Annotated in this window: 20 protein-coding genes; 10 read left to right on the plus strand and 10 right to left on the minus strand. The window is 33.7% G+C overall.

What is annotated here, in order from left to right; all coding sequences use genetic code 11:
* Positions 1 to 18: 18 nt before the first annotated feature.
* Together KWG70_RS14525 and KWG70_RS14530 are read right to left on the minus strand one after the other, a co-directional pair.
* Positions 19 to 663, minus strand: a complete 645-nt coding sequence (locus KWG70_RS14525) for a hypothetical protein (protein WP_230936771.1) — start codon at positions 661 to 663, stop codon at positions 19 to 21.
* Between the two features lie 155 nt (positions 664 to 818).
* A complete protein-coding gene (locus KWG70_RS14530; protein WP_230936772.1) occupies positions 819 to 1,004 on the minus strand; it encodes a hypothetical protein in 186 nt (61 codons plus the stop codon).
* Between the two features lie 35 nt (positions 1,005 to 1,039).
* On the opposite strand from KWG70_RS14530, the gene KWG70_RS14535 reads away from it, so the two are divergent.
* Positions 1,040 to 1,426 carry a nucleoside triphosphate pyrophosphohydrolase family protein gene (locus KWG70_RS14535; RefSeq protein WP_230936773.1) on the plus strand — a complete coding sequence of 129 codons (387 nt, stop codon included), beginning with the start codon at positions 1,040 to 1,042 and terminating at the stop codon, positions 1,424 to 1,426.
* Positions 1,427 to 1,461: 35 nt separating this feature from the next.
* On the opposite strand, the gene KWG70_RS14540 is transcribed toward KWG70_RS14535, so the two are convergent.
* Entirely contained in the window at positions 1,462 to 2,535 is a 1,074-nt protein-coding gene (locus KWG70_RS14540) for a branched-chain amino acid aminotransferase (RefSeq protein ID WP_230936774.1), read from the minus strand.
* Between the two features lie 117 nt (positions 2,536 to 2,652).
* On the opposite strand from KWG70_RS14540, the gene KWG70_RS14545 reads away from it, so the two are divergent.
* From KWG70_RS14545 to KWG70_RS14580, 8 genes are all read left to right on the plus strand, one after another.
* Entirely contained in the window at positions 2,653 to 3,168 is a 516-nt protein-coding gene (locus KWG70_RS14545; protein ID WP_230936775.1) for a DUF4920 domain-containing protein, read from the plus strand.
* Entirely contained in the window at positions 3,168 to 3,614 is a 447-nt protein-coding gene (locus KWG70_RS14550) for a hypothetical protein (RefSeq protein ID WP_230936776.1), read from the plus strand. The genes KWG70_RS14545 and KWG70_RS14550 overlap by 1 nt, the downstream gene beginning before the upstream one ends.
* Before the next feature lie 6 nt (positions 3,615 to 3,620).
* Positions 3,621 to 4,298, plus strand: coding sequence for a tRNA (5-methylaminomethyl-2-thiouridine)(34)-methyltransferase MnmD (gene mnmD, locus KWG70_RS14555; RefSeq protein WP_230936777.1), 678 nt, complete (start codon positions 3,621 to 3,623; stop codon positions 4,296 to 4,298).
* 54 nt (positions 4,299 to 4,352) lie between these two features.
* A complete protein-coding gene (locus KWG70_RS14560) occupies positions 4,353 to 5,261 on the plus strand; it encodes a TIGR01777 family oxidoreductase (RefSeq protein WP_230936778.1) in 909 nt (302 codons plus the stop codon).
* A gap of 128 nt (positions 5,262 to 5,389) precedes the next feature.
* Complete coding sequence (locus KWG70_RS14565; RefSeq protein ID WP_230936779.1) at positions 5,390 to 9,427, plus strand: FG-GAP-like repeat-containing protein; 4,038 nt, start codon at positions 5,390 to 5,392, stop codon at positions 9,425 to 9,427.
* A gap of 7 nt (positions 9,428 to 9,434) precedes the next feature.
* Positions 9,435 to 10,043 (plus strand): SprT-like domain-containing protein, encoded by a 609-nt coding sequence (locus KWG70_RS14570; RefSeq protein WP_230936780.1) that lies wholly within the window; start codon positions 9,435 to 9,437, stop codon positions 10,041 to 10,043.
* Positions 10,036 to 11,115 carry a mannose-1-phosphate guanylyltransferase gene (locus KWG70_RS14575; RefSeq protein WP_230936781.1) on the plus strand — a complete coding sequence of 360 codons (1,080 nt, stop codon included), beginning with the start codon at positions 10,036 to 10,038 and terminating at the stop codon, positions 11,113 to 11,115. Before KWG70_RS14570 ends, KWG70_RS14575 begins: the two co-directional genes overlap by 8 nt.
* 2 nt (positions 11,116 to 11,117) lie before the next feature.
* Positions 11,118 to 12,599, plus strand: coding sequence for a DUF389 domain-containing protein (locus KWG70_RS14580; RefSeq protein ID WP_230936782.1), 1,482 nt, complete (start codon positions 11,118 to 11,120; stop codon positions 12,597 to 12,599).
* A 1-nt stretch (position 12,600) separates the two neighbouring features.
* On the opposite strand, the gene KWG70_RS14585 is transcribed toward KWG70_RS14580, so the two are convergent.
* The gene (locus KWG70_RS14585) at positions 12,601 to 13,368 is read right to left on the minus strand and encodes an ABC transporter ATP-binding protein (RefSeq protein ID WP_230936783.1); all 768 of its coding nucleotides are present in this window, start codon (positions 13,366 to 13,368) and stop codon (positions 12,601 to 12,603) included.
* Complete coding sequence (locus KWG70_RS14590; RefSeq protein WP_230936784.1) at positions 13,368 to 14,105, minus strand: MlaE family ABC transporter permease; 738 nt, start codon at positions 14,103 to 14,105, stop codon at positions 13,368 to 13,370. The genes KWG70_RS14585 and KWG70_RS14590 overlap by 1 nt, the downstream gene beginning before the upstream one ends.
* Before the next feature lie 109 nt (positions 14,106 to 14,214).
* On the opposite strand from KWG70_RS14590, the gene pafA reads away from it, so the two are divergent.
* Positions 14,215 to 15,903 carry an alkaline phosphatase PafA gene (pafA, locus tag KWG70_RS14595; protein WP_230936785.1) on the plus strand — a complete coding sequence of 563 codons (1,689 nt, stop codon included), beginning with the start codon at positions 14,215 to 14,217 and terminating at the stop codon, positions 15,901 to 15,903.
* A gap of 136 nt (positions 15,904 to 16,039) precedes the next feature.
* On the opposite strand, the gene KWG70_RS14600 is transcribed toward pafA, so the two are convergent.
* From KWG70_RS14600 to KWG70_RS17985, 5 genes are all read right to left on the minus strand, one after another.
* Positions 16,040 to 16,675, minus strand: a complete 636-nt coding sequence (locus tag KWG70_RS14600; protein WP_230936786.1) for a hypothetical protein — start codon at positions 16,673 to 16,675, stop codon at positions 16,040 to 16,042.
* A 132-nt stretch (positions 16,676 to 16,807) separates the two neighbouring features.
* The gene (locus KWG70_RS14605; protein ID WP_230936787.1) at positions 16,808 to 17,023 is read right to left on the minus strand and encodes a hypothetical protein; all 216 of its coding nucleotides are present in this window, start codon (positions 17,021 to 17,023) and stop codon (positions 16,808 to 16,810) included.
* Positions 17,024 to 17,104: 81 nt separating this feature from the next.
* Positions 17,105 to 18,397, minus strand: coding sequence for an HlyD family secretion protein (locus KWG70_RS14610; RefSeq protein WP_230936788.1), 1,293 nt, complete (start codon positions 18,395 to 18,397; stop codon positions 17,105 to 17,107).
* Between the two features lie 12 nt (positions 18,398 to 18,409).
* Positions 18,410 to 20,599 carry a peptidase domain-containing ABC transporter gene (locus tag KWG70_RS14615; RefSeq protein ID WP_230936789.1) on the minus strand — a complete coding sequence of 730 codons (2,190 nt, stop codon included), beginning with the start codon at positions 20,597 to 20,599 and terminating at the stop codon, positions 18,410 to 18,412.
* 136 nt (positions 20,600 to 20,735) lie between these two features.
* On the minus strand, positions 20,736 to 22,346 hold the full coding sequence (locus KWG70_RS17985; RefSeq protein WP_230936790.1) for a vitamin K epoxide reductase family protein: 1,611 nt from the start codon (positions 22,344 to 22,346) through the stop codon (positions 20,736 to 20,738).
* Positions 22,347 to 22,353 lie beyond the last annotated feature (7 nt).

Genomic DNA, 22,353 nt, shown 5'->3' on the forward strand with positions numbered 1-22,353 from the left:
ATGATTGATTAGTTAGTCTCATCCACCAGTATCAAATTTTACTTTACAAATTGCACCTCCACAGCATTTTATCGTCCAATGTTTATCATCATCTTCTGCTCCATATTTCTTTTGTAAAATCTGTCCTAATTTAGTACTGTTTTTTACTTTTACGTCTAAAATCTTTTTATCTTCAATTTCACGATTAATACGACTTAAAGTAACATCATTGCTTCTTGAACTAGAAGAGGCTAATTCCACTTCAATAAGTGACTTGAACTTGCCTTCATTAGTATCATACGAATAAGTTGGTGTGTTTGCAAATTTGTAATTTCTACCATCAATAGATTTTATTTTAAATGTAATTGACTCTAAGGTGCATTTTTTACCAACATCTTTTACTTTAAATTTGCCTAGGATTATATAGGGCAAATCATATTTACCTTCTATGTGTATAAGTTGAAATTCATCATTATTACTTTCGTCTAGCAAAACGTTAAAATAAATGACATCTGAAGTTTGAATTTTAGATTTTGCTAAATGTGCTTTTAGTTTTTCTTCAGAAACTTTTAATTTTTCTTCAGTCTTTTTTACTTTTTCTTCACACTCACTACAATCATTACATCCAAAAAAAGTAAAAAGTAATAGTGCTAAACAACTTAATTTTAAAATACGTGTCTTCATAATGGTTGGTTTAATTAATTAATGGGTCAAAGATGCAATCTAGGAGAACATCAAAACATACCTAATAACAGGTATATCAGGCATTAATTTACAAAAAAAAGGAGTTTATAAGGAAAATTCCGACATAGAAATAAAAAGACTAAAGCAAATTTGAGCTAAACAAACACAAATTTAATGGCCGCAATCATCAAGATAAATGCAATAAAAGCAATGAGCACCCACACACTTCCTTTGTAGTATTTTCTGTGAAGCTTTACATCTTTTCGGTACGCTGCAAATATGATAATAGCAAACACTGCTGCAAATAAAATTCCGAAAATCAATTGACCATTACTAAACATATAGCTATTTTTATGGCTAAATTAATACAATTAAAATGAAAGATAAAATAGAAGCTGTTAAAGCATTTCATACCGCCTTTAAAATTGGTCATAGAGAAACTCCCAAAGCCGATCTTGGGATCGATAAAAACATGTTACGCTATAAATTGATGCGTGAAGAGAATGAGGAATATCTCGAAGCCGCTAATGATAATGACCTTGTTGAAGTAGCTGATGCCCTTGGTGATATGCTATATATTTTATGCGGAACTATTATAGAACACGGACTCCAACATAAAATAGAAGAAGTGTTTGACGAAATTCAACGCAGTAATATGAGTAAGCTCGGTGAGAATGGAGAGCCCATTTACAGAGAAGATGGAAAAGTATTAAAAGGACCAAACTATTTTAAACCACATATAAAGACCATTTTAGAGTCATAAAAAAAAGAGCCAATTGGCTCTTTTTTTTATTCTTATTATTTCACTGGATATCTCCAATTGTGTTTGTCTTCTGATAAATTATGCTGTATGTGCAACATCTTTTGTTTTAATTGTGCCGCATAACCATTTTGACCAAGATCGGCAATTTCATGAACCTTATCTCTATATTCAAAGGCAGAGATCTCACTAATCACAGCAGCTGTTCCAGCACCAAATATTTCCTTTAAAGTACCATTTTCTGAAGCTTCAACAATTTCATGAACCTTAATAGGTCTTACTTCAACATCAATACCGTTGTCTTGTGCTAACTGGATCACACTCTTTCTAGTCACACCATCTAAAATTCGATCACTCGTAGGTGCTGTTATGAGCGTATCATTAATTCTAAAAAACACATTCATCGTACCAGCTTCTTCCAATAGCGTATGTGTATTAGAATCGGTCCAGATAATTTGCTGATATCCTTTCTCTTGAGCTAATTTTGTTGGATAAAACTGAGCAGCATAATTTCCAGCAGCTTTTGCATAACCAACACCACCATCGGCAGATCGACTAAAATGTTCAGCAATTAAAACTCTTACCTTTCCTTTATAATAAGGAGATACAGGAGAACAGATAATCATAAAACGATAGCTTTGTGAAGGCGCAGCAGCAATAACTGGCTCTATCGCAATAGCAAATGGTCTAACGTATAATGAGTTACCAACACCAGATTGTATCCAATCTTTATCAAGATTCACAAGAGTTTCCAATCCTTCAAAGAAAAATTCTCTCGGGAATTCTGGCATAGCCAAACGTGCACATGATTTATTTATACGCTCAAAGTTCTCTTCAGGTCTAAATAAAAACACATCACCATGTTCATCTTTATAGGCTTTCATTCCTTCAAAAACTGCTTGTCCATAATGAAATACACGAGCAGAAGGTTCCATAGGCATTGCTCCATAAGGAACAATCTTAGGTTGCTGCCATTCACCATCGACAAAATCACACATAAACATGTGATCTGTAAAGGTTTTTCCGAAGGCTAGATTTTCAAAATTAACGTCTTTCAGTTTTGAAGATGCCGCTTTCTCTACGTGTAAATTGCTAGTATGTATATTTGACATTTTTGGTTGTTTTATGTTTTGCAAAAATAGACATTTATCATGGGTTAAAAAACATAATATTTTCACAAAATATTCGTATATTTAATGCCTTAAAATCTAACATAAATCACAATAAAAATGAAACATATATTATCACTTGTATTAATCCTTTCAGTATTAGTATCATGTAAAGAAGAAACAAAAAAAACTGAAGATGTTGCAGAAGTAAAAACTGAAACTCAAGACATCGCTTATGCGTCTTTTGGAAAAGAAATTTCAGCATCAGATGCGCTTTCAGCAGAGCGAATGGCAGTACATTATGCAAAGATGACAGTAGGTGATACGGTTGATGCAAAAATGACGGCAAAGGTTGATGAAGTGTGCCAAGCTAAAGGATGCTGGATGAAGCTAGACTTGCCAGATGGAGAGCAAGTTATGGTTAAATTTAAAGATTACGGGTTTTTTATGCCGAAAGATATTTCAGGAAAAGAAGTGATCATTAATGGTAAAGCATTTGTAAATGAAGTTCCTGTTGATGAACAACGTCACTATGCCGAAGATGGAGGTGCTACTCCAGAGGAAATCGCTAAGATCACCGAGCCTAAAAAAACATTGTCATTTTTAGCTGATGGTGTCCTCCTAAAAGAAGAGTAATGAAAGCTTGTTTTTCGTGTGTCTTTGTACTCTTATTACTTAGCTGTAATTCGAAGGAAAAAGAGGAAAAGAAAGTGGTCATTACTGATGGCACAAAAACGTATGATGTCTATCAGGCTTCTGAAATGTCAACGCTCATGAAAGGTATGTATGCATATAACATGCAGCTTAAAACAGATATCGAAGCAGGAAACGAAGTGTCTGACGAATTTCCTGAGGAATTCTTAAGAATACATTCGGCTCAACTGTCTGAAACGAAGCTTCGTAATGAAACCTTTCAACATTTTTCTGGTAAATTTATTGATGCACAACGCGAGGTTTTTATAGATAGTTCTTTGCTATCAGTTAAAGAGCGCTACAATAATTCAATTAATATGTGTTTATCGTGTCATAAAACGGAATGTACAGGTCCTATACCTAAGATTCAGAAATTACTGATTAAATAAAATAGTTTGCAACGCAAAATAATTACTACAGCAGATGGCTCTACAACCATTCAAATAGAAGATTGGAATGAGCAATACCATTCTGTTCATGGTGCCATACAAGAAGCAAATCATGTCTATATAGAACAAGGTTTGCTTTTTTTCTATTCGGAAAATGAACCTATATCAACTAAGGATATCTCCATTTTAGAAATTGGCTTTGGGACTGGTCTTAATGCATTATTAACTTTTTTGAAAGGTAAAGAATTGAACCAGCATATTAATTATGTTGGTGTTGAGGCCTATCCGATAGGTTCAGAAGAACTGAAGCAGCTCAATTATGTTTCAGAATTGCGTATAGATGACAATAACTTCGATGCGCTCCACCTGTGTTCTTGGGAAAGTGAACATCAAATTTCAGAATTATTTAAGCTCACCAAACATCAAAAAATGTTTAAAGATATTTCCGAGGAGAATACCTATGATATTATCTTTTTTGATGCCTTTGGTGCTCGCGTACAACCCGAGCTTTGGACAGAATCTATATTCAAAATCATGTATAAGGCTCTAAAACCAAATGGTGTTTTGACGACCTATGCTTCTATAGGTCATGTACGTCGTACTATGCAATCTTTAGGTTTTGAAGTAGAACGACTTCAAGGGCCTCCAGGTAAACGACACATGATTCGAGCAGTAAAACGTTAAACCCTTATTAAAACACTCTAGCTTGGGTTGTGATTTCAGTAAATTTGTAGTGCTATGCGAAAGATATTAATTACAGGTGCTACAGGTTTAATTGGTCAAGAAATTGTCAAAGTATGTCATGACCAGAATTTTGATGTACACTATTTAACCACATCAAAAAAGAAACTTAGTACTCAAGAGAATTATAAAGGGTTTTATTGGAATCCTAGCAACAATGAAATTGATGAACGTTGCTTTGAAGGCGTAGAAGCTATCATTAATTTAGTTGGTGCTGCGATTTCAAAACGTTGGACTGATAGCTACAAAAAAGAAATCATCTCAAGCAGAACTCAAACTGCACGATTACTTAAAACAACTATTGATGCTCATGGTTTTCCTATTAAACACATAGTATCTGCAAGTGCAATTGGGATTTACCCAGACTCTTTAATCAATTATTATGAGGAAGATGAAAAGGAAAAATCGAGCTCATTTTTAGGCGAAGTCGTAGACCAGTGGGAAGCAGCAGTTGACGAGTTTTCATCCTTAAATATGAAAGTGACAAAGATTAGAATAGGTTTGGTGCTTTCTAAAAAAGGAGGAGCCTTGCCAGAAATTGCAAAACCAGTTCGTTTTGGAGCAGGTGCAGCTTTTGGTAATGGCGAACAATGGCAGTCATGGATTCATTTAGAGGATTTGGCAAGATTATTTGTGTTTACTGTAACTAATAATTTAGAAGGTGTCTACAATGGTGTTTCACCAAACCCTGTATCAAACACAGAATTGACTAAAGCCGTTGCTAAGGTTTTACATAAACCCTTAGTGTTACCAAATATTCCAAAGTTTGCTATGAAATTGGTCTTAGGCGAAATGCATATATTATTATTTGAAAGTCAGCGTGTAAGTGCCTCTAAAATTGAAGATGCTGGTTTCTTATTTGAGTATCACCATCTCGAACCAGCCCTTTTGGAAATCTTTAGTTGAGCTGTAAAATTCTAAAATTTTCAAATTTGCATTCGGATTTTAAAGAAGTGAGTTGTTTTATATATAAAATTCATACGTAGCTTTACGTATATTTTTACGAATTCTTATATTTATAAAAAATCCAACACGTGAACCAAACAATACTCTTTTCACTACTTAGAAATTGCTTAAATTTAGTAGTTCTATTACTATCAATATCCCTTACTGCACAACAGTTTGAAGAAGCTCAAGTCATTTCAGGCTTAGGAAGCCTAGCCAATAACAATGGTGTAGCAGTTGCCGATTATGATAATGATCTCGATCTTGATATCTATGTCGTAACCTTGACCAAAGATATTTTGGGTGATGAGACCACGATAAGCAAATTATTTAGGAATAATAATGACGGTACATTTACGGATGTGACTGGTCAAGCAGGTTTGAGTAATTTACTATCCTTTGATGAAGATGTTGAGGAGTTTTTTGGTCTAAAGGGATTTAAACATGGTGCCTCATGGGGTGATTATAATAATGATGGATATCCTGATTTATTGTTAACGCATTCTGAACGACTACAACTAATCATTAATCAAGAAGGAGACTTTACCGACGTGACTGAAGGTGCAGGACTTGAGGCTTTTAGCGATTGTAGGCATACTGGAGCAACCTGGTTTGATTATGATAACGATGGTTTTTTAGACATTTACGTAAACGATTGGGATGCTTGTGGTACGAATTCTTTATATCGTAATAATGGAAACGGGACATTCACTAATGTGACTGTCGCAACAAATATGGAAGATAATGGAGTATATGCTAGCTATACTGCAGTGCCTTTTGATATTGATAAAGATGGTTGGATGGACTTATATGTTACCAACGATTTTAATGAACCTAATAGTTTGTTTATGAATCAAAACGGGACATCGTTTGTTGAAGATGCTGAAAGTTATGGCGTAAATAACATGATTGATGACATGGGTGTTACATTTGGGGATTTTAACCTCGATGGCGCATTTGATATTTTTATTACTGGAATAGATGAAAACACCTTACTAGAAAATGACGGTTCAAATAATTTCACAGATGTTACTACCGCTAATAATATAACAGGTACTGGTTGGGCTTGGGGAACTCGTTTTGCAGACTTTGACTTAGATGGTGATGAAGACCTTGTTATTGTTAATGGCTATGAGTTCGAAGATCGTACAACAGAGGTTAATGTATATTATATGAATTTGGCATCAGAAGGTATTTCTGGTTTTGAAGATGCTTCTGATAATGTCAACTTTAACGCAGCCACTGTTAGTGTCGAAGCTGTTGATTTTGATTATGATAACGATGGCGATCTGGATATCTATGTCACCAACGCTGACCAACAGTCCATACTATATGAGAATAAACTATTAAACTTTGATGAAGAAAATACCTTGCATTGGTTTAAGGTTATGTTGCAAGGAACGGTTTCTAATCGTGATGCTATAGGAACAACATTAAAGCTCACGACAAGTTCAGGTATTTATAGTAGATATTATACTGGAGTTGGTTTTTTATCACAAAGTTTACAAGCGGTTCATTTTGGCTTGGCAGATGAAACTGAGATTTTGGAACTTGAAATTAAATGGCCTTCTGGTCTCGAGGAAACCTTTCAAAACCTTAATGCCGATACAACAGTTCGGGTTATAGAAGGACAAGGCTTAACTGTATTAGATATCCAACCAAGTGAAAAAATTTATGGATGTACAGATCCATTCTCTTGTAACTATAATCCAGATGCCACGTTAGATAACGGTACATGTGCGTATTTGAATGCGAATACAATTTCAGGAAATACAACATCAGGTTATTTGTCTGAAGAGCAATATACGTATCCAATTGCTCCAGGGTCAACAGCTAATTGGACTGTTATAGGTGGTGAAATCATTGATGGACAAAATACAGATACAGTTACTGTAAAATGGCATTTAAATGAAACAGGAACGCTGAGTGTACGAGAGAATGATGGAAATTGCTCAAGTGAAGAACAACAAATTGTTGTGACCTTAAATGCTAGCAATCTTCCTGAAGATGTATCTATTGCACGATTATGGAATGAAGTATTATTGGAAGCTATTAGAAATGATTTTGCTCGACCAACGATTCATGCGCGTAATTTATTTCACTCCAGTGTTGCCATGTATGATATTTGGGCTATTTACGATGAGGAAGCGCGACCTTATCTTATAGGTAATACGGTTAATAATTTTACTACTGAATTACTTGAATTTACACCTTTAGAATCCATAGAAGACTCACAAAAAAAAGCGATTAGTTATGCCATGTATCGCTTATTGTCATACCGATTTCAAAATGCTCCAAATCCTTCCGAATTGCAAAACTTATTTGATCGTATTATGGAACAGTTGGGTTATGAAACGACCTTTACTGTGTCAACACTTTACCAATTTGGAAATGCTGCCGCTTTAGGTAATTATGTTGCTGAGACCATTATAAACTACGGAAATGGTGATGGCTCGAGAGAATTGAACTTTTTTAATAATCAATATTATTTTTCTATAAATCAACCGTTAGCTCCAAATGTTCCAACAACTGAGTTGATGTTTGATCCAAATAGATGGCAACCTCTAAGTTTGAACACGTTTATTGATCAAAGTGGAAATCTCATCGAAGGCTCTACTGTGGAGTTTTTAAGTCCCGAATGGGGAAATGTATATCCATTTGCTATGTCTGAAGATGATAGTAATGTATACGAACGTGAAGGGGATTCATATAAAGTCTATAATGATCCAAGTGATCCTCCTTATCTAAATTTAACAGCTACAGGACCTAGTAGTGATGCTTATAAATTAGGATTTTCAATGGTGTCAATTTGGGGCTCTCATCTTGATCCTAACGACGGTGTTCTTTGGGATATTTCTCCTGGTGCCATAGGAAATACTGATATTTCTACGTTTCCAACTAACTATGCCGATTATCCCGATTTCTATAATATTGTAGAAGGAGGCGACATTGGAGAAGGTCATTCTATTAACCCAGTTACTGGACAACCCTATGAGTCACAACTAGTTCCAAGAGGGGATTATGCTAGAGTATTAGCCGAGTTTTGGGCCGATGGTCCTGATTCTGAAACGCCTCCAGGGCATTGGTTTACCATTTTAAATTATGTGAATGAACATCCTCTTTTAGAGAAAAAATTTGAAGGTGAAGGCGACGTACTAAATGATTTAGAATGGGACGTTAAAGCGTATTTTATTTTAGGAGGAGCGATGCACGACGCTGCAATTTCGGCTTGGAGTATCAAAGGTTGGTATGACTATGTGAGACCAATTTCAGCGCTTCGAAATATGGCATTACTAGGACAAAGTTCAGATCAATCTCAAGATAATTATAACATTGCTGGAATACCATTGCGTCAAGGTTATGTTGAAGTGGTTGGACCTAGCGATCCGTTGCGAGGTGAAGATAATGAGCATGTTGGTAAAATAAAACTATACTCATGGAAAGGACCAGATTTTATTGATGACGAAGCTACAGATATTGCGGGAGTTGATTGGATTCTTGCAGAGAATTGGTGGCCATATCAACGACCAACATTTGTAACACCACCTTTTGCTGGTTATGTGTCTGGACACTCTACATATTCTAGAGCCGCTTCTGAAGTATTAACTAAAATTACTGGAAGCCCATTTTTTCCTGGAGGTTTAGGAGAATTTACTGCAAGGCAAAATGACTTTTTAGTGTTTGAACAAGGCCCTTCCGTAGATATAAAGCTACAATGGGCAACCTATAGAGATGCATCAGACCAAACTAGTTTATCTAGAATTTGGGGAGGCATTCATCCACCAGCAGATGATATTCCTGGTCGATTGATTGGTGAAAAAGTGGGTAATGATGCTTTCGATTTTGCAGTACCATACTTTAGTAGTGATGTTATTATTAATGAACCTCAGGCAGAACAAATTATATATCCTAATCCAGTGATCGCAAGTGAGTTTTTTATTACCAATACCTCGTTAGATGATGTGATTAGTATATTTGATATAAGAGGACGACAGGTTAATATTCTTAAAACTGAATTTAATGAATTTGGTAGCGTTACCAGATTAGTAATTCCCGAAGGAACATCGGCTGGATTGTATTTTCTTAATATAAACGAGGTGTCTAAAATGCTGATTATTAAGGAGTAAAAAATTCATGCAAAACACTCTTAAATCGTACATTCCTGAACAGGCTATTCCTAAAATTATTGACCTTTTAGATCATGATAACCTCACAGTTAAAATAAAACGTGAACGTAAAACAAGACATGGTGATTATAAACGTTTGCCAAACGGAAAGCATCAAATTACTGTAAACTCAAATCTGAATGCTTATCGATTTTTAATCACATTAATTCATGAAATTGCACATTTTGAAGCGTATAATAGTTTTGGTAGATTAATTAAGCCTCACGGAAAGGAATGGAAACATACATTTCAACATTTAATGTTGCCTTTTTTAAACCCTGAGATTTTCCCTTTAGAACTATTACCTTTATTAGCCAAGCATTTTAAAAACCCTAAAGCAAGTAGCGATACAGATGAAAAGCTAGCCTTTGCATTAAAACAATTTGATGAACCTAACGATAAAACTTATATTTTTGAAGTACCTTTTGGGAATACTTTTAAATTGTACAATGGAAAAGTATTTAAAAAGGGACATAAGCGTGTAAAACGTTTTGAATGTATTGAGATTAGAACAGGTAGAGTGTATTTGTTTAATCCCAATGCTGAGGTTGAATTATTAAATGATGTCAATGAATAAAAATTATTATGCCATATTGATGGCTGGAGGAGTAGGATCGCGATTTTGGCCTGTGAGTACTCAGGATTTTCCGAAACAATTTCACGATATGTTAGGAACAGGGGATACCTTGATACAAAAAACCTTTAATAGACTTTCAAAATTAATTCCGAAAGAAAATATATTTATCCTCACAAATGAGCGATATAATGATTTGGTATTTGAACAGTTGCCTGGAGTGACTAAGCGACAAGTGGTTTTAGAACCTGCAATGCGAAATACAGCACCTTGTATTTTATATGCTGCATTAAAAATTCAAAAAGAAAATGAGAACGCACTTATGATAGTTGCACCAAGTGATCATTGGATTGAAGATGAGCAAGCTTTTACTCAAAATGTACAAGAAGCCTTTGATTTCTGTTCACAAAATAATGCGTTGATGACTTTAGGTATAGAACCAACATTCCCAAATACAGGTTATGGTTATATAGAATATGATAAAGGGTCTGAAGGTAACATTAAAAAAGTAGATCAGTTTAGAGAAAAACCTGATTATGAAACAGCTAAAGAGTTTATTGCACAAGGCAACTTTCTTTGGAATGCAGGAATCTTTATGTGGAGTGTTAAAAGCGTTGTGGAAGCATTTAAAAATAATCAACCTACACTGTATCGTCTTTTCGAATCTGGTTATGACGTCTATAATACCCATTTTGAAGATGATTTTGTAAGAGATAATTATGGTAAAGCCGAAAATATTTCGGTCGATTATGCCATTATGGAACATTCTAAAAATGTGTTTGTTATTCCAGCAACTTTTGATTGGAACGATCTAGGAACTTGGGGAAGCTTGTATGATAAATTAGATAAGGATACGAGTAAGAATGCCGTAGTTAATGCGAAAACATTAACAGAAGATGCATCAGGTAATATGATTCGTACGAAAGCGGATAAGGTCGTGGTGGTGGACGGATTGAAAGATTATATCATTGTTGATAAAGACGAAGTTTTGCTTATCTTTCCTAAAACTAAAGAACAAGATATTAAAAAAGTACTTCAAAAGGTTAAAGATGCATTTGGAGAACATTACGGATAATTATGAGTGACGAAAATAAATTTAATTTTTCCGAAGAGGAATCTAAAATTAATAAGGAGCAAGCTGTAGAAGAATCAAAAGAAGCGGTTAGAAAAGATGCCGAAGGTCTTTGGCAAAGTATCAAGCGGTTTTTAAATGAACTATTAGATTTTAGAGACGATACCGATAGAGATACAACTATTGAAGCCATCAAAAATGATATTCCTTTTAAAGGAGCAACGGCATGGATTTTAGTATGTTCAATAGTGGTTGCTTCAGTTGGTCTTAATGCAGATTCAACAGCTGTGGTTATCGGAGCCATGTTAATTTCTCCGCTTATGGGACCTATTCTAGGTGTTGGGTTTTCTATTGCGGTAAACGATATTGATACTTTAAAAAAATCCCTTATAAACTTAGCAACAATGATTGTGTTGAGTTTACTAACAGCGTATTTGTTTTTTAAGTTTTTTCCAACGGCAGATATTATGACCAATGAGTTATCTGGTCGTACAAAACCTGATGTAAGAGATGTACTAATAGCCTTTTTTGGTGGAGCAGCCTTAATTATTGCGCGAACCAAAAAAGGAACCATAGCTTCAGTAATCTTTGGAGTTGCGATTGCTACTGCCTTAATGCCACCTTTGTGTACCGCAGGTTATGGTTTAGCGCATGACTGGGGAATTTTTGTTGGAGCAATGTATTTATTTACTATTAATACTATATTTATTGCTTTGGCAACATTTATTGTATTGAAAGTGCTACGTTTTCCTATGCTCAAGTATGCTAATTCTAAAAAACGTAAACGTATTGCACAATTAGCGTCCTTAGTAGCAGTATTAGTTATGGCACCAGCCATTTGGACTTTTGTTAATTTTATAAGACAAACTGGTTTTGAGAGTGATTACAAAAAGTTTTTAAAAGAAGAAATTACATCTAATAATGAACTTTGGTTACAAAACCAAGATAGGATGCCTGTATGGGAAGACAAGGAAATCACGCTCTATTTCAATGGTGAAGTTTCTGATCAAATTATTAGAAACTTGGAAAATAAAATAAAGAACTATGATAAGATAAAAGACTTTAAATTAATCATAGAGGGTAATGAGAATAGAAGTTTTGATAAAATCGTAGATGCCTATGATAGAGCTATTGATGAGCTTGATGAAAAGAAAATTATTATTAAAGGTCTTAATGAGAAAATTAAGAGTTTAGAAGAGAGTGTTACCAATTTAAATAAACAAATTGAGTCAAAGAATACGCAAACAGCTATTTCATTTACAGATTTAACTCGTGATGCAAAAGTGCGTTTCAATGATTTAGAATATTTTGGTTATTCTGAAATGTTAGAATCCAAAGATTTCATCAATATTGATACCGTTACTATGGCAAATGTAAGATGGAAAGTGTCACTGACCGATAGCTTGGTGGTCGTTCAAGAAAAAGCATTGCAAGAATGGTTACAAAAAGAGTTAAAGGCAGATACAGTTGTGATTAGAAGGAATTAACTTATTCGTTTTCGTCTAGGTACATACGACGAACTTTTTTAAATAAGTTAGATGAGTATACAAAATCTGTAACAACTTCATTATCGGTTTTAAAAATGGTTTCTTTTGAGCCTTCCCAAGCTTTTAGTCCGTCTTTTAAGAATACAATCTTTTCACCTATCTCCATTACAGAGTTCATATCATGCGAGTTAATTACTGTTGTGATATTATATTCATCGGTAATTTCTTGAATCAGATTATCAATTACTATAGCGGTTTTTGGATCGAGACCTGAGTTGGGCTCATCACAAAACAAATACATTGGGTTATTCACAATAGCTCTAGCGATGGCAACACGTTTTTGCATTCCACCTGAAGCTTCACTAGGCATTTTATGATGTGCGCCTTCAAGGTTCACACGTTTAAGTACAAAATCTGCGCGATCTTCCATTTCGCTTTTACTTTGTTTGGTAAACATACGTAACGGAAACATGACATTCTCTTGAATGGTCATCGAATCAAAAAGAGCACTGCCTTGAAACACCATTCCCATTTTGGCTCTAAGGTCACGTCTTTCATCATCAGAAAGGTCAGCGTATATTTTTCCATCGTACACAATGCTTCCTTGTTCAGGAGAAAATAATCCCAATAGACATTTTAAAAACACCGTTTTTCCAGAACCACTTTGTCCGATTACTAGACTCGTTTTCCCTTTTTCAAAAGTAGCAGATATACCTTTTAAAATATGAGCATCTCCAAATGATTTATGTATGTCTTTAACTTCTATCATTAGCTAAGGAGTAATTGAGTTAGTATATAATTTAATAGGATGATCACAACACTAGTCCAAACAAAAGACGTGGTACTTGCTTTACCAACTTCAAGAGCTCCACCTTTCATATAATAACCATAAAAAGACGGAATGGTTGCTAATATAAAAGCAAATACAAACGTTTTAATAAAGGCATAGATGATATGGAATGGAATGAAATCTGTTTGTACACCTTGTACAAAATCTTCTAATGTTCCAAAGCCTCCATAAACAGCAGCTGTCATTCCTCCTAAAACACCCAAGAACATTGCAATAGAGATTACAAAAGGATATAACATCAAAGCAATAAACTTAGGGAATACTAAGTAATTTAAAGAGTTTATTCCCATGACTTCAAGCGCATCGATTTGCTCAGTAACTCTCATGGTTCCAATACTCGAGGTAATAAAAGAACCTACTTTACCAGCCATGATTATGGAGATAAATGTAGGTGCAAATTCAAGAATCACAGATTGTCTAGTCGCAAACCCGACCAGATATTTTGGAATTAAAGGGTTGCTAATATTAAGTGCAGTTTGAATGGTTACAACACCTCCAACAAAGAAAGAGATAAAGGCTACAATTCCTAGAGAGCCAATAATCAAATCGTCAATGTCTTTTAAGATAAGTGTACGCATTACCGACCATTTAGTTGGTTTGCGAAACATTTCAGCAATCATTAAAAAATAAGCACCAATATTATGAAGGTATTGCATAGTGAAATTTGTTACCGCTAAAGTAAAAAATTACGTAGACTTATTTAACCTTAAGTTTAAAAGATGACGAACTAAAATCTGTATTTTTGCAGATCAAAACTCTAATAGCATGATAAAACATATTTTTTCATTAGGCCTTATCCTTGTTTTTACTACCTCATGTGCAGGTCAAAAGCAAACAGAAGTTACCTATAAAGAAAAAAAGGAAATTCAAAATAGTGTCAATAGTTATGATGATGCTAAGCCAAAATTAGTGGTGGGTTTGGTAGTAGATCAAATGCGCTATGATTATCTAACACGCTTTTATAATAAATTTGGTGAAGGCGGATTTAAGCGTATGATCAACGAAGGGTTTAGTTGTAAGAATAACCATTTTAATTATGTACCTACGTATACAGGGCCAGGTCATGCATCGGTTTACACAGGTACAACACCTAAGTATCATGGTGTTATTGCCAATTATTGGTATGATAAAGAGGAGAAAAAAATGGTATACTGTGCTGGTGATGATAGTGTCGAATCTGTTGGTACAAAACACAATGCTGGTAAAATGTCACCATACAGAATGCAGACCACAACATTTGCTGATGAAAATAGATTATTTAGTCAGATGCGAGGGAAGACCATTGGCATATCTTTAAAAGACCGAGGCGCTATTTTACCAGCTGGTCATACTGCTAATGCGGCCTATTGGTTTCATGGGCAAGATGAAGGTGTTTGGGTCTCTAGTTCGTTTTATATGAAAACCTTACCAAAATGGGTAACCGATTTTAATACTTCGGATGTAGCAGAATCATATTTTAAAGAGTGGAATACACTATATGATATTTCAACTTATACTGAGAGTGGAAGTGATTATAACACATTTGAAGGCGGATTTAAAGGAAAAGACAGAGCCACATTCCCATATGATTTAGCAGAACTAAAAGATCAAAATAAAGGATTCGATTTATTAAAAGCAACGCCATATGGTAATAGCTTAACCACAGATTTTGCAATAGCAGCTATAGAAGGTGAACAACTAGGAAAAGATGATATCACAGATGTTCTGGCTGTTAGTTTTTCAAGTACAGATTATGTAGGTCATAACTTTGGAGTAAATTCAAAAGAAATAGAAGATACTTATATTAGATTAGATAAAGATATAGAGCGTTTATTTACTTACTTAGATGCTCAAGTTGGAGTAGGAGAATACACTGTGTTTTTAACTGCCGATCATGGTGTAGTAGATGTACCTTCCTATTTGAGTTCTGTTCGCATTCCTGCTGGTTATGTTAATAACAACGACAGGAAAGAGAAATTTACTGCATTTTTAATGGAGACTTATGGTACAAAAGATATATTAGAACATATCAGTAACAACCAAATTTTCTTAGATAGAGCAAAGATCAAGCAAATGGGACTAAATTTAGAAGATGTTCAGCAAGCTATTGTTAATGAGCAAATAAGCTATAGTCATATTGCTAAAGCCTATACAGCTAACACGATGAGTTCTACCAATTTCACTACTGGTATTGAATCTTTACTTCAAAATGGATTTAATCAAAAACGTTCAGGTGATGTTATCGTAGTTAATGATGTTGCTTTTATTTCTTATGGCAAAACAGGATCTACACATGGTAGTGGGTTAAACTACGATACGCATGTGCCTTTATTATTCTTCGGAAAAGGAATAAAACATGGTGAGACCTTGAAAAAAACAGAAATTTCAGATATTGCTCCAACCATATCAGCGCTTTTAGGAATTAGTTTTCCAAATGGTGCTATAGGGCAACCTTTAGAATTTGTGATGAAATAAAAAAGTAAAGCTGCCTTAAAAAGGCAGCTTTACAAAAGCTAACAATTAATAAATACGAATTTCATTTTAATATAGATGAGATGAGAGAGACAAGTATGACTTAGCTTTTTTGAAATTTAACTATGGAGTAATTAATTTATATTTCGTGACAAGGAACCATATCTGTAAACCTCAAGGTTTCGGTCATTATATCTCCAACACCTTGTATGAAAATAGACAAAGTCAAGGTGCCATTTACTTCATACCAAATCAAACTATCATCAAATGTTTGTAATATTCCACCCATATGCTGATAAGAATAACCTAAAGTAAAAAAACCATCTATATATGAGTTTAACTGGGTACCACCACAATTATCAACATAAAAGGTAGTTTGATGATAGGTCCCAAAATCTATATCTCGAGTATATTTTCTAAAATTGTTTTCATAGCTGCTGGCGCCACCGCCATCATCAACATGATGAGTTAATACCGCTCCACTTCTTTGTTGGAATTCATTTTTTTTGTCTAAGAATTTTGAAAACTCTTCTAAAGTTTCAAATTCCAATACATTCCCTTTTTTTGTGTCTTGACTCAGTCTAGCAAGTCTGTCAGTATCCGAAGGAAAAGTAGCGTTTGGGTTTTTACTTTTAATTAGATTTCTAATTTTTTCAATAGTTACTTCTTCTTGTTGGATGTCATCTTGAATGTCTTCTTTTTGACAAGAGAAGATGAATAGCCCTAGTAAAATAAATGCTACGTTTTTCAAAATTTTGTATTTTAAATTCTTCATAATTTAATATTTAGATAATTATTTAATCACCATGATCATTTAGAGACATTCAAGGTTTATGTCTGCTTCTTGATTAAAAAATAAAGCTACCTTAAAGAAAGGCAGCTTTACCAAAAGAATTATTCCTGATAATTAATTAACTCCACCAGTACAAACTTTTTCTTTTACCCAACATCCACTATCAAGTACAGAACCCGGAGTAGGACATGGTGTTACATGTGTTTGAACATAGTGACAGCATTGATCACCCATTACATTATCACAAACATGAGTGAATGGTGTACCACCAAAAATAGCTTTCTGTTGTGCTTTGTTTAAAGCTTTTCCTAGATTTAATAAATTTTTCATAATTAAAATATTTAAAATTAAATTAACCTTGGTCATTTAAAGACACCCAAGGGTTGTGTCTATTCCTCGCGAGAGAATATTTTAATTGTTGAATACATTTTTTAATTGATAAAAAAAGCGTTCAATCAATCTTAAATCTTCAGTAATGATTTTAGCTGAGCCGCGCATTTCATATCGAAACGGAATCTCTTTATCATAAGATGTGATGAGTTTGGATGGCAGGGATACAGTAATTAAATAATAGCCATCTTCGTCAGCCAAAAGTGAAATAGATTCTATTTGACCTTTGATGTCACCATACTCAGCTTCGGGATAATTTTCAAGTTTAATTTGTACCGTCTGTCCTATTTTTATTTTTCCAGAGTTCTGCGCTGGTGTTTTTAGTTTTGCTATATAGGATGAATTTTGCTCAGGAATAATTGTAAATAATAATTCGCCTTGATTAACAGTTTGATGTTTTGTCCAGAGTTCAGAGAATGCTACTTTTCCGTTAATATCTGATGTGATTGTATAGGTCATTTCCCAATCTATAAGAGCTCTTTTGAGTTGATTAAAGGATTGAATTACATTTTTAAGTAGACTTATTTCTTCTTTAGTTTTTTTGATTGAAGTACTAACTTCATTGGTGTTGGCATTTGCAATGGCTTCTTTTATTTGAGATATGGAAGCATCCATATTAGCAAAATTACGTTCGGCTTGAAGATATTTTAACTCTTCAGACTCTAAAGTTTGTCTAGAAATAACTCCATTTTCAAAAAGGCGTTGTTGTCGTTCTAAATATTTTTTCTGATACACTAGCTCAGTTTCGTTTGTGCGCTTTTGAGATTGAAGAGTTCTTAATCTTGTGTATAATTGACCTTTTGAAAATTGATTTCCATTTTGCTCATTTGCAAAAGGTTTGAGTTTTTGGTTCAATTGATATAAAATGTAATTATTTTCAAATAAAGCATATTCAGAATCTATGTCTCCTAAAAATAGAATAGGTAATTCGTCTATAGGATATTTGAAGTTTTTGTTATTGGGTTTTATAGTGTCAATAACAGATTTGAGTAGTTGTATATGCTCAAAGTTTGCTGTATTTTCAATAACTGCTATTGTATTGTTTTCTTTTAAAGTTTCATTATCAGTAATAAGTATAGAGTCTATTTTACCTGTGATTTGAGCATATTTTTTTTGAGGAGGTAGTTTTGTTGTTATATGTGCTTCAGATACAATAATATCAGGGTATTTAATAAACCATGACAGCATTAAGAACATTATAATGAATGCTAATATTAACAAATTACCATATCTAATCATCCAATTGGGAACTCCTTCTAAGAGTTCTTGAATATGTTCACTTCTGAGTTCAATATGTTTCTCGTTCTCTTTCATTTTTTGAGTATGCTATTTACCTAATTCAAGTTGATTTTTTACCAAGTTGTAATAGTAAGCTCTATTTTTTATTAGTTGGTTATGATTTCCTATTTCAACAATCTTACCTTGATCTAGAACTACAATTTGATGTGCATTTTTTACTGTGCTTAAGCGATGTGCTATGACAACAGCTGTTTTATCTTTGAAAAAAGTATTTAATTTTCCCATAATTACTTTTTCGTTATTGGCATCTAATGCTGAAGTTGCTTCATCAAAGAATAAAAATTTAGGGTTTTTATATACAGCTCTAGCAATAAGTAATCGCTGTTTTTGACCAGTGCTTAATCCTGTACCTTCGCTTCCAATTTTTGTATTATAACTTAAAGGCAATTGGTCTATATAATCAGAAATATTGGCCACATCAATAGCATGTTTTAAGCGATCAACATCAATATAGTCTTCTCCCACTACTATATTATTTGCGATCGTGTCATTGAATATGTAACCTTCTTGCATGACTACGCCGCAATTAGCTCTCCAAGTGCGCTGAGAGATATTGTTTAGGTTAAAGTTTCCAAGAGTTATATCGCCTTTATCAATTTCATAAAAACGGAGCAACAGTTTCATTAAGGTGGTTTTGCCACTACCACTAGCACCAACAATAGCGGTTGTTTTATTAGCTGGGATAGTTACCGATAAATCTTTTATGACAGGCTCTAGACCACCAACATATCGAAATGAAATAGTATTAAGTTTTAAATCAGCCTGTTTTGAGATTCTGGTAATTTTATGATCTTCAGGTTTTTCTTCGTCATCCATATTGTGAATTTCACCTAAACGTTCAATAGATATTTTTGCATCTTGTACTTCCCTCATAAAGTTGATAAATTGCATAATTGGTCCATTGAGTTGTCCTACCATGTAACTTATTGCTATCATCATCCCTAAGGTGATTTCACCTTCAACTACTAAGGTTGCAGATAAAATAGTAATGAGCATGTTTTTAAGCTCATTAATCAAGCTTGAACCCACACTTTGCACTTGTTCTAGCGCCAAATTTTTTGATGCAATTTTGAATAATTTGGCCTGTACATATTCCCAATTCCAACGCATGCGCCTTTCTGCATTATGCAGCTTAATTTCCTGCATCCCATTAATGAGTTCTATCACTTTACTTTGCTCATCACTTACTTGTGCAAATCTCTTGTAATCTAATTCTTTTCGTTTTTTGAAAAAGAATAAGACCCATCCAATATATAGAAGACTTCCTAGAACAAATACACTAAATATCTGCATGCTATAATAGGCAAGTACAATACTGAAAATAATGAGATTGAAAAAAGAAAACAATATGGTTAGTGATGATGTTGTTAGGATACGCTCTATACGTTTATGATCATTAATACGTTGTAATAAGTCTCCAGTCATTCTTACATCAAAGTAGGAGATTGGGAGCTTCATTAATTTGATAAAGAAATCTGAAATGAGTGAGATATTGATACGCGTGCTCAAATGCAATAAAATCCAACTTCTTATAATTTCTAATGAGGCTTTACCTACAAATAAAGCTAGTTGAGCAAAAAGAATTAAGTAAATAAAGTTAAGATCTTGATTTTGAATCCCTACATCTACAATACTTTGCGTTAAAAAGGGCAGTACCAGTTGTAATAGACTTCCAGCGATTAATCCAATAATTAATTGAACTACAAATTTTTTATACTTTAATAAATATTTGAAGATAAAACTGAAGCCAAATTTCTCGTCGTTATCAAATTCAGATTGATAAAATTTAGGAGTGGGATCTATCATCAAGGCAATACCCTCTTCAGTATGCTCATCTGCATTTTCTCCAATCCAATATTTAATGAACTCTTTTGTAGTATAAGTTATTAATCCGTGAGCTGGGTCAGAAATATATATAGTGTCATTCTTTATTTTATAAAGAACAACATAGTGATTTTTATTCCAGTGAATAATACACGGTAAAGGAGCCTCTTTGAGTTTTACAAAAGCTAGTTTAATACCTAGGGTTCGAAACCCTATTGATTCTGCGGCATCACTCATACCCATTAAACTACTTCCTTCACGCGTTGTTTCACTTAAACGTCTTAGTTCTTGTGTGTTAATTGTTTTGCCATAATATTTGGCAACAATTTTTATACATGTTGGACCACAATCTTTGGCTTCTGTTTGTTGATATGTAGGAAATCGACTTTTCAATTATGATTATTTTATTTAAACTTTTTAAGACTATATTAGCGATGAATATTTATGATGCTGCATGTGTTGTGTCTATTCTTCGCGAGAGAATAAAGTGTTCATTCAAAGCCCTTTTAAGGGCTTTGTTGTTATGTTTTTAGTGTCTCACGAAAGGAATGTTGTAGCTGTTTGATTCAAACTGTTCTGCTAAATCATCTATAAAGTAAATAAGGTCTTTTCGATCATAAATTTTAGGATAAGATTGTCCATTAATTAGAATTTCTGGTGTAAAGTTGATATTGTTGTTGCTGCACCAAGAATCTTCTTTTTGCAAAACAGTTAGATATTTTTCTGGATGAAAACAGTTTTGCCATTTTTTTAACCACTGTTCAGCAGAATAATCCCCATAGATATCGTTCATGGCATTTAAGCAATTTTCTGGCCCATCTGTTTGATATAGTTCTAAAAGCCTAGTGCTTACTTTAACAGCTGGACTATCGGCATTTTTAGAATCTACATTAAATCTGATAGTAAGTGTGATTACATCTAAGTAGCGATTTGAAATTTGAGTTACTAAGTCATGAACTGTACGACAATGGCCGCACATTGGATTGGTAATTATAGTAATATTAAAATGACTATTTCTGTTGCCGTAGACGATTTCTTTTGTGTTATCTATATGAGTATTAATAACTTTAGATTTGTTAAGTTGATTACTAAATAACTCAAAGTTTCTTTTGAACTTGAAGTATTTTAATTTTGTTTGATTGAGTGTTTTATTTGCTTTTTGAGCTTCGGAAATTATAAACCATAAAGCTCCTATGCTTGTAAAAGAAAGCGCAGAAATAAGAATACTGGTAAATTTATAATTTGGATTGAAATCTAAAAGAGAAAGACCAACTTGAAACCACATTAAACCTACGATAGATAAGCAAAGAAAGCACCATTTTTGTATGACTGCATATTGGTAATATATAGAATAGATAGTTATTGGTAATGCGGCAACAGTAATGAGTTTTGGAATAAAAATAGTGTTATTACTTATTGCTAGAAGAAAAGTTGTTAAACTCAATCCTGAAAAAAAGATAAAGCTCAAATCGGTTAATTTGAAACCTTTGAAAATCGTTGCGCCCTTAGATGATAATACAGCATCACAGCTCTTTTTTTCGGTAGGATTAGAACAAAAAGCGTTACCCAACATTGTACTTTCACCTTGTTCTTGCTTTATAATGGTCGTCGTTATGTAGATACCAAAAACAGAGGTAAGGAAAAATACTAAATTTAACCATCCTAGATTTGAATTTATTAATATAAAGCCAAAAAGGAGAACCGTACAAATAGAAAGAGTTTTAACAATAGCTGATTTTGAATTAGAGGTATTACTTCGATTAGATTCATTTTCATCAACAGCTAATACTATACCTGTAAACTGATCTAAAAAATCATGTTGCGCTATCGTTTTTTGATTTTTTGGACCAAATACAATACGGTAATTATTTTTTGATTTGGTAACGACAACAAATTGTTTTTGCTGTTCAATGTCAACTTGAGCTAAGAACGTATCTGGTAATTGATTTAATGTTTCAATAGTTTTAGGCACATCTAAAGCTATGTTTTCAATATTGAAATGATCCAAAACTCCAGTTATGGCATGTAAGCTTGGATACGTTGGATGACTTTGAATTTGAAAATTCAACTCATTGAAATCAATGTTAAGGTTATTCTCTTTTAGTAATTGTTGTACTTGGTAACTTAATGCGTCTTTCACAGTCGTA

Source organism: Psychroserpens luteolus, from assembly GCF_021032705.1.
Classification (GTDB): Bacteria; Bacteroidota; Bacteroidia; order Flavobacteriales; family Flavobacteriaceae; genus Psychroserpens; species Psychroserpens luteolus.

Coding starts and splice junctions, on each gene's coding strand:
- KWG70_RS14525 (WP_230936771.1), bottom strand. CDS start 663: ATGAAGACACGTATTTTAAAATTAAGTTGTTTAGCACTATTACTTTTT.
- KWG70_RS14530 (WP_230936772.1), bottom strand. CDS start 1,004: ATGTTTAGTAATGGTCAATTGATTTTCGGAATTTTATTTGCAGCAGTG.
- KWG70_RS14535 (WP_230936773.1), top strand. CDS start 1,040: ATGAAAGATAAAATAGAAGCTGTTAAAGCATTTCATACCGCCTTTAAA.
- KWG70_RS14540 (WP_230936774.1), bottom strand. CDS start 2,535: ATGTCAAATATACATACTAGCAATTTACACGTAGAGAAAGCGGCATCT.
- KWG70_RS14545 (WP_230936775.1), top strand. CDS start 2,653: ATGAAACATATATTATCACTTGTATTAATCCTTTCAGTATTAGTATCA.
- KWG70_RS14550 (WP_230936776.1), top strand. CDS start 3,168: ATGAAAGCTTGTTTTTCGTGTGTCTTTGTACTCTTATTACTTAGCTGT.
- KWG70_RS14560 (WP_230936778.1), top strand. CDS start 4,353: ATGCGAAAGATATTAATTACAGGTGCTACAGGTTTAATTGGTCAAGAA.
- KWG70_RS14570 (WP_230936780.1), top strand. CDS start 9,435: ATGCAAAACACTCTTAAATCGTACATTCCTGAACAGGCTATTCCTAAA.
- KWG70_RS14575 (WP_230936781.1), top strand. CDS start 10,036: ATGAATAAAAATTATTATGCCATATTGATGGCTGGAGGAGTAGGATCG.
- KWG70_RS14580 (WP_230936782.1), top strand. CDS start 11,118: ATGAGTGACGAAAATAAATTTAATTTTTCCGAAGAGGAATCTAAAATT.
- KWG70_RS14585 (WP_230936783.1), bottom strand. CDS start 13,368: ATGATAGAAGTTAAAGACATACATAAATCATTTGGAGATGCTCATATT.
- KWG70_RS14590 (WP_230936784.1), bottom strand. CDS start 14,105: ATGCAATACCTTCATAATATTGGTGCTTATTTTTTAATGATTGCTGAA.
- pafA (WP_230936785.1), top strand. CDS start 14,215: ATGATAAAACATATTTTTTCATTAGGCCTTATCCTTGTTTTTACTACC.
- KWG70_RS14600 (WP_230936786.1), bottom strand. CDS start 16,675: ATGAAGAATTTAAAATACAAAATTTTGAAAAACGTAGCATTTATTTTA.
- KWG70_RS14605 (WP_230936787.1), bottom strand. CDS start 17,023: ATGAAAAATTTATTAAATCTAGGAAAAGCTTTAAACAAAGCACAACAG.
- KWG70_RS14610 (WP_230936788.1), bottom strand. CDS start 18,397: ATGAAAGAGAACGAGAAACATATTGAACTCAGAAGTGAACATATTCAA.